The 7,313-nt window shown below is 65.3% G+C and carries 9 protein-coding genes; 1 reads left to right on the top strand and 8 read right to left on the bottom strand.

The genetic code is table 11. From position 1 onward, the window contains the following. The first annotated feature begins 98 nt into the window (after window positions 1–98). Entirely contained in the window at window positions 99–1,676 is a 1,578-nt protein-coding gene (locus tag HU729_RS04225) for a hypothetical protein (RefSeq protein WP_186708537.1), read from the top strand. 63 nt (window positions 1,677–1,739) lie between these two features. On the opposite strand, the gene ureG is transcribed toward HU729_RS04225, so the two are convergent. From ureG to HU729_RS04185, 8 genes are read right to left on the bottom strand one after another with little or no spacing between them, the layout of a single operon-like run. Continuing rightward, entirely contained in the window at window positions 1,740–2,363 is a 624-nt protein-coding gene (gene ureG / locus HU729_RS04220) for an urease accessory protein UreG (protein WP_186665077.1), read from the bottom strand. Between the two features lie 11 nt (window positions 2,364–2,374). After that, window positions 2,375–3,049, bottom strand: a complete 675-nt coding sequence (locus HU729_RS04215; RefSeq protein ID WP_186708535.1) for an urease accessory protein UreF — start codon at window positions 3,047–3,049, stop codon at window positions 2,375–2,377. Then, window positions 3,049–3,594, bottom strand: coding sequence for a HupE/UreJ family protein (locus HU729_RS04210; RefSeq protein WP_186708533.1), 546 nt, complete (start codon window positions 3,592–3,594; stop codon window positions 3,049–3,051). The genes HU729_RS04215 and HU729_RS04210 overlap by 1 nt, the downstream gene beginning before the upstream one ends. A 29-nt stretch (window positions 3,595–3,623) precedes the next feature. Next, entirely contained in the window at window positions 3,624–4,091 is a 468-nt protein-coding gene (gene ureE, locus HU729_RS04205; protein WP_186708532.1) for an urease accessory protein UreE, read from the bottom strand. Window positions 4,092–4,101: 10 nt separating this feature from the next. Beyond that, window positions 4,102–5,805, bottom strand: a complete 1,704-nt coding sequence (gene ureC / locus HU729_RS04200; RefSeq protein WP_186708531.1) for an urease subunit alpha — start codon at window positions 5,803–5,805, stop codon at window positions 4,102–4,104. Next, window positions 5,802–6,119 carry an urease subunit beta gene (locus HU729_RS04195; protein ID WP_186665089.1) on the bottom strand — a complete coding sequence of 106 codons (318 nt, stop codon included), beginning with the start codon at window positions 6,117–6,119 and terminating at the stop codon, window positions 5,802–5,804. The genes ureC and HU729_RS04195 overlap by 4 nt, the downstream gene beginning before the upstream one ends. A 19-nt stretch (window positions 6,120–6,138) precedes the next feature. Continuing rightward, on the bottom strand, window positions 6,139–6,441 hold the full coding sequence (locus HU729_RS04190) for an urease subunit gamma (protein ID WP_186665091.1): 303 nt from the start codon (window positions 6,439–6,441) through the stop codon (window positions 6,139–6,141). A gap of 11 nt (window positions 6,442–6,452) precedes the next feature. Next, window positions 6,453–7,286 carry an urease accessory protein UreD gene (locus HU729_RS04185; protein ID WP_186665093.1) on the bottom strand — a complete coding sequence of 278 codons (834 nt, stop codon included), beginning with the start codon at window positions 7,284–7,286 and terminating at the stop codon, window positions 6,453–6,455. Between the last annotated feature and the right edge of the window lie 27 nt (window positions 7,287–7,313).

Here is a 7,313-nt window from a genome sequence, read left to right as displayed (position 1 = left end):
GTGGGGGGGGCCCCGTTTCGTTTGCGGGATTTTCTAATGTTGGGTGCTGGCCTGCCGATATCACTGACGTACCCGCACCTCAATTCGGCAGGACGCTAATGAATCCGATAACAGCAGCACAGCGCCTGGCCCCGGTCCTGACTGCCCCGCAACCAGCTCCGACCAGCGCCAGCAACCCGACCGGCATCGCCAGTGCCTCGGCAGTCCCGAGCACCAGTGTGATTCTCGGCCAGAACAACACCATCAGCGATTCCGAGACCTACTCGCGCCAGGGGCTGCTGCCAGGCCAGGTCCGCTATGTCTGGGAAAACGACAGCCAGGACAAGCTCGCCACCACACTGCAGACAGCCTTCCAGTCGTCCAGCAGCGCAGGCCGCTTCAAAGGCATTGGTGCGGCCTTGATCGAGCAGCTTGCACAGAACGGCGGCAAGAACATCTCGCAGTCGGTGTTCGCCTTCAGCGACGACTCTCCGATCGACCCTGGCGTGCTCAAGCTGCAGCAGCAGCGCCTGCGCGAGAATCCCGACAGCGGCGTCACCTTCAGCCTGACCACCGCTTCCGGCGCGACCATCCGCTTGTCGCTGGCCAGTAGCGAGAAGGGCCTGGCGGTGAGCGCCGAAGTCGAAGGCGGCTCGCTCAGCGCCGAAGAACTCAAGGGCCTGGGCAACCTCGCCGACGCCTTCCAATCCACCATCGACGGCCTCAACGAGGTGCCACCCCAGCTCAAGCTCGGCGCACTGGTCAAGCTCGATCCGAAGCTGTTCAGCGCCTTGCAGATGAGCAGCAAGTTCCAATCCCTGAGCGGCGAGCAGACCTTCTCCCTGAGCCTCGATGACAAGGCGCGCAGCCTCAGCCTGCAGGGCCCTTCCGGCCAGGTGCAACTGAGTCTGGACACCCAGGACGCCGAGCTGCTGGGCAAGTCGGCGCAGCGCAAGGCGGCGATCGACAACTACCTGACCCAGTTCGACGCCGCCCAGCGCCGCGGTCGTGGCGACGAGAACCTGATGAACCTGTTCAAGACCGCGTTCACCCAGCTCAACAGCATCGACGACAATCGCCAACCTGCGGTGCAAAGCCCATCCGCCCTGAACGACAAGGACCGCGCCCTGCTCAGCGGCCTGGCCGACTTCAGCGCATCGATCAGCGAAACCACGCGCAGAAGCAACCCGATGCGCCAGGACGAAACCGACAGTTTCACCTTCAGCGCCTCGCAGAGCACCACGGTCAAGAGCCGTGGCATGCAGGACCGCTCGGTGGAGCAGAACCAGCAGAGCAAGCTCACTGCCTCGTTCCACCGCGGCCTCAATCCGTTGACCAACCTGATACTGGGCAGCGACCGCGAGTCGCAGAACTACAGCTACCACCTGATCGACGACCAGGCCAGCAGCACCACCCGCCTGGCCTATGACAAAGGCCAGCTGGTTGAGGCCAGCGCGACCCAGCAGGCGAGCCAGAAAGAGCGGATCCTCACCTATGTCGATGGCGACCTGAAAAGCGACGTGACCACGCCCAAGGCCGTGACCCAGTCGCGCAACGTGCTGAGCTTGCTCAAGGATGCGTTCGAGCAGGACCGCATCGCCCAACGCGATCGCGGTGTGTCGCTGCTCGAGGGGCTGCTGCAATCGCAGCGCAACCGCTGGTTGCTGCAGGGCGATCCTTCGAAGATCGCGGCCTGACGAAGGACCTGTGGGCGCGGCAAACCGCCGCTGCCACAGGGCCGAGTAAAGCTCAGAGAAGGCTTACCCCCTCACCCCCAACATCCCGCGATCGACGATGAAATCGATCACCGCCTGCAACCCCTCCCCCTTCTTCAGATTGCTGAACGTCCAGGGCCGCTCGGGACGCATGCGGTTGGTGTCGCGCTCCATCACCTCCAGCGACGCACCGACATAAGGTGCAAGGTCGGTCTTGTTGATCACCAGGAAATCCGACTTGGTGATGCCCGGCCCGCCCTTGCGCGGGATCTTCTCGCCTTCGGCGACGTCGATCACATAGATGGTCAGGTCGGCCAACTCCGGGCTGAACGTGGCACTGAGGTTGTCGCCACCGCTCTCCACGAAGATCACCTCCAGGTTGCCGAACTTGCGCGCCAACGCCTCGACCGCCGCCAGGTTCATCGAGGCATCCTCGCGGATTGCGGTGTGCGGGCAGCCGCCAGTCTCGACGCCGACGATGCGCTCAGGCTCCAGAGCACCGGCCTCGGTGAGGATGCGCTGGTCCTCCTTGGTGTAGATGTCGTTGGTCACCACGGCGATGTGGTAATGGTCACGCATGGCCTTGCACAGGGCCTCGAGCAGCGCGGTCTTGCCGGAGCCGACCGGGCCGCCGACACCGACGCGCAGGGGTTGCTGATAGCTTTGCATGTTGGCAATCCTCAGGAACGGAACAAACGGGTGTATTGGGTTTCGTGGCGTGACGAGGCAATGGCCAGCAGCGGCAGGCCGCCGCCCAGTTCGTCATCCTCCAGGGTCAGGGCCTGGTCGAGCACGGCGGGCAGCTCGGCGCCCAAGTCGCGCAGCAAGGTCTGGGCCGCCTGTTGGCCGAAAGGCACCAGCTTGACCCCGGCCATGACGGCGCCTTCCAGCCAGGCGAAGCCATGACCAAGGGCCAGGTCGCGCAGCGGAATCGACCAATGCGCGCCCAGCCAGGCCACGCCGCCGAGCTGGGAGAGTTCGATGCTCTCACGCCAGGCTGGCGCCTGGGCCAGTTGCCAGCCATCGAGCAGCCGCGCCAGGGCGCTACCTCGCTGGCGTTCTTCCAGCCGCAGCTCAGCCGTCTCGCGGTTGGCCAGCAGAAACTGGGTCCAGCGTGCGAAGGCCTCGGCATCATCGCCCTGGCATGCCCGGTAGAGGCGCGCCAGCAATGGCCAGTCAAGACAACCCAGGGTGTCGTGCAACTGCTCACGCTGCCAGGCACAAAAGCCGGCCGTGTCACGCACCCAGCCCGCCTCGACGGCCCACTCCAGGCCTTGCGAATAGGTGAAGCCACCCACCGGCAGGCCCGGGCTTGCCAGTTGCAGCAGGCGCAACAGCGCCAGGTCGCTGCTCATCAGCCGGCCAGCACGAACGCGGCACCGGCCAGCAAGCCGCCACCGAACAGCTTCTGCAACTTGCTGTGGCGACGCAGCAGGCAGCCCACGCCGAACCCGAGCACCAGCAGCAGCGCACTGACGGTGACGAAGCCTGCGCTGAACATCCAGAACGCGCTGGGCGTTGCTTCAACGCCGTGGGCCCAGCCATGGAACAGGGCGAACACCGGCATGGCCAGGGCCAGCAGTACCTGGCGATTAGGCAGCAGCATGGCGCAGGCGGCCACCACCAGTGAGATAGAGATCATGGTCTCGACTCCGACCAGGTCGCCGAACAGATGCCCCAGCACCGCGCCGCCGAACATCGCCGAAAGCGTGGCCAGGGGCAAGCTCAGGTTGCGTCGGGTCAGTGCGGCCAGCACGCCGGTACCCAGCAGCATGAGCAGGTGGTCCAGGCCCGTCAGCGGGTGCAGCAAACCGTCCTGCAGCGGGTTGTTGTCGTGGCCGGGGTGAGCGAAGGCTGGCAAGGCGATCATCAGTAAAGCGAGGGCAAGGGCTTTTTTCATTGTGTGCTCCAAGGCAGTTCGGAACGTGTTTACAGGCGAACGAAGGGATGATTGTGGGCGTGCCCGTGAGCAGCACTCTGGTAGGCGCCAGCCTCCGGCTCGAACGGTGCCTGCTCGATCAGCACCTCAAGACCGAGGCCGCGCACCATTTCGTCCAGCACATGATCATGCTGGTAGCGCAAAAGGCCGGCCTCGATCTGCAACGGCACATGGCGATTGCCCAGATGGTAGGCCGCACGCGCCAGCCGCAACGGATCGGCGCAGCGCACCGTGGAAACGCGCTCCGGTGCTGCCAGCACCTGCACCACGTGCAGGCCATCGGCATCGGCGAGCAGTTCGCCACCGCGCAGCAGGTGGCCGCGTTCGAGCATCAGACCGGCTTCGCGGCCATCGTCGAGGGTCACGCGCAGGCGGCTCTTGATTCGGCTGTCCACATCCAGGGTGACAGTGCCGCTGACCGAGGCAGCCTCGGCGACACGGCGGGTCAGGACAATCATGCTTGCTCCTTCAGAACAGGAAATAACGCTGGGCCAGTGGCAGTTCGCTGGCCGGTTCGCACACCAGCAACTCGCCATCGGCGCGCACCTGGTAAGTTTGGGCATCGACCTCGATCAACGGCTGCAGGCCGTTGTGCACCATGTCGGCCTTGCGTACCCGGCGACAGCCGCGGGTGACCCCGATCAGGCTGCGCAGCCCCAGTTCCTCGGCCAGCCCACGGTCCATGGCGGCCTGGGGCAGGAAGGTCATGCGCGTGGCGTGGCGCGCCGCACCGAAGCTTGCGTACATTGGGCGGTAATGCACCGGCTGCGGGGTCGGGATCGAGCCGTTGATATCGCCCATGGGCGCCGTGACGATCAAACCGGCCTTGATCACCGCCGACGGCTTGACACCGAAGAACGCGGGCGACCAGACCACCAAGTCGGCCAGCTTGCCCACCTCCACCGAGCCGACCTCATGGGCGATGCCATGGCTCAGCGCCGGATTGATGGTGTACTTGGCGATGTAGCGCTTGACCCGGAAGTTGTCGCTGTAGCTGCTGTCCGGCGCCAGGGGGCCGCGGCGCACCTTCATCTGGTGAGCCACCTGCCAGGTCCGCAGCACCACTTCGCCGACCCGGCCCATGGCCTGGGAATCGGACGAGGTCATGGAGAACGCGCCCATGTCGTGGAGGATGTCCTCGGCGGCGATGGTCTCGCGGCGGATACGCGACTCGGCAAAGGCCACGTCTTCGGCAATGCTCGGGTCCAGGTGGTGGCAGACCATGAGCATGTCCAGGTGCTCATCCACGGTGTTGATGGTGTAGGGCAACGTCGGGTTGGTCGAGGACGGCAGCACGTTGGCCTGCCCCGCCGCGCGAATGATGTCCGGCGCATGACCACCGCCCGCCCCTTCGGTATGGAAGGTGTGGATGGTGCGATCGCCAATCGCTGCCAGGGTGTCCTCGATGCAGCCGGATTCGTTGAGCGTATCGCTGTGGATCGCGACCTGGATGTCCATCTCTTCGGCCACGCTCATGCAGCAATCGATGGCCGCCGGCGTCGAACCCCAGTCTTCGTGCAATTTCATGCCCATGGCACCGGCCGCGATCTGCTCGCGCAGCGGTTCGGGCTTGGAGACGTTGCCCTTGCCGAGAAAGCCGATGTTGATCGGCAAGCTGTCGGCAGCCTGGAGCATGCGCGCCAGGTACCAAGGCCCCGGCGTACAGGTGGTGGCGTTGGTACCGGTCGCCGGACCGGTGCCGCCGCCGATGAAGGTAGTGACGCCGCTGGTCAGGGCCTCATCCACCTGCTGCGGGGAGATGAAATGAATATGGGAGTCGATGCCGCCTGCCGTGACGATCTTGCCCTCGGCCGCGATCACTTCTGTCGACGCACCGACCGCAATGGTGACGCCAGGTTGAATGTCCGGGTTGCCCGCCTTGCCGATGGCGACGATACGCCCCCCTCTCACGCCGATGTCGGCCTTGACGATCCCCCAATGATCGATGATCAGCGCATTGGTCAGCACCAGGTCCACGGCTTCGGCGGCCAACATCTGGCCCTGCCCCATGCCATCGCGAATGACCTTGCCACCACCGAACTTGACCTCCTCGCCATAGATCGTGAAGTCCTTCTCGACTTCGACCCACAGCGCCGTATCGGCCAGGCGCACGCGGTCGCCGACGGTGGGGCCGAACATGTCGGCGTAGGCCCGACGGGAAATACGGCTCATGCCTTGTCCTCCAGCGCGCCCATCACCTTGCCCTGGAAGCCATAGACTTCGCGCTTGCCGGCGTAGGCCACCAACTGCACGGTACGTGACTGGCCAGGCTCGAAACGCACGGCGGTGCCGGCGGGGATGTCCAGGCGAAAGCCTCGGGTCGGCTCGCGCTCGAACACCAGCGCGTCGTTGGCTTCGTAGAAGTGGTAGTGCGAGCCGACCTGCACCGGGCGGTCGCCATGATTGGCAACGCTGACGCTGACCGTTTCGCGGCCGACATTGAGCTCGATGTCGCCTGGGGCGACCTGGATTTCTCCGGGAATCATGAATGCCTCCTGGGCAGCGTCAGACGATAGGTTCGTGGACCGTCACAAGCTTGGTGCCATCGGGGAAGGTCGCTTCCACCTGGACGTCCGGGATCAGCTCAGGCACACCGTCCATGACCTGGTCACGGCTGAGCACCTCGCGGCCCAGGCTCATCAGCTCGGCCACCGTGCGGCCGTCCCGCGCGCCCTCCATCACCGCAGCGCTGATCAGCGCCACCGCTTCGGGGTAGTTGAGCTTCAGTCCACGGGCCAGGCGGCGCTCGGCAACCAGCGCGGCGGTGAACAGCAGCAGTTTGTCTTTCTCTCTCGGGGTCAGCTCCATGGGAGGCTCTCTCAGGTGGCCCAGATGCGCGGCGGGCTCGGCGCCAGGCCCAGTACGGCCGGGCGCAACAGATGCCAGAGGCGCTGCAGGGTGCGTTGCACGTGTTGGTTGTCGTTATCGAGCAGGCGAATCACCAGCAACGGCCCGAGCAGGGTCGCGCCAGCCGGGGTTTCCACGTCGTCGAGCAGCTGGCGTACCTGCTCGAGCAGGGCCGTATCGGCAGGTGCGGCGCAGAACGTCGCGACCAGCGGATAACCGCCGAGTTTTTCCAGGTGCCCGCCTTCTATGCGCAGGCGCTCGTGGAGCCCCGGGTCGTCCGGCAGCTCGACGCGCAGTCGGCTGTCGAGGGCGCCATGATCGAAGCGCTCGCTCATCACCGGACGCCCCAGGCACAGGGTTTCCCAGGCCAGCAGGCGGGCGCCGGGTTCGAGGGTGAAACGGCTGTCGAGCCGGGCGCGAGCGCCATCGAAGAAGATGCTGTCGTGGGGCAGCCACTCCAGCGAGCTGTCGGCCGCCAGGTGGAAGCGCTGCGCCAGGTGCGCGGTCGGGCCGATGCTGCGGTAGAACTTGCTCGCGCCAGGCATGGTCAGCAGCGCGTGGCTGCCAGGTTCCAGGTGGATATCGAGCTCGAGCCGGTCACCGGCGACGACGCCACCTGGGGGATGAAGGATGTAGACATGGCACGGCGCGCCTTCGGGATAAAAAGGGCGCTGCACCAAAAGAGGGCCGAAATGCTTTCGTGCACCAAGACGAGTCGTATCCCCGCGTTTGACGAAGCGCAATTGCAGGTGTGCACTCCAGCCGGAATCGCTCCCAGGTTGTTCGATTTGTTGCGCGGACGACATCCTGCAGCCCCTGAAATCCGTGGTGTT

Origin of the sequence: Pseudomonas sp. RW10S2, assembly GCF_014268985.1 — a bacterium.
Lineage (GTDB): Bacteria > Pseudomonadota > Gammaproteobacteria > Pseudomonadales > Pseudomonadaceae > Aquipseudomonas > Aquipseudomonas wayambapalatensis.
The sequence above is the reverse complement of the archived record's forward strand: the minus strand, read 5'-3'. Positions and strand labels throughout refer to the sequence as shown.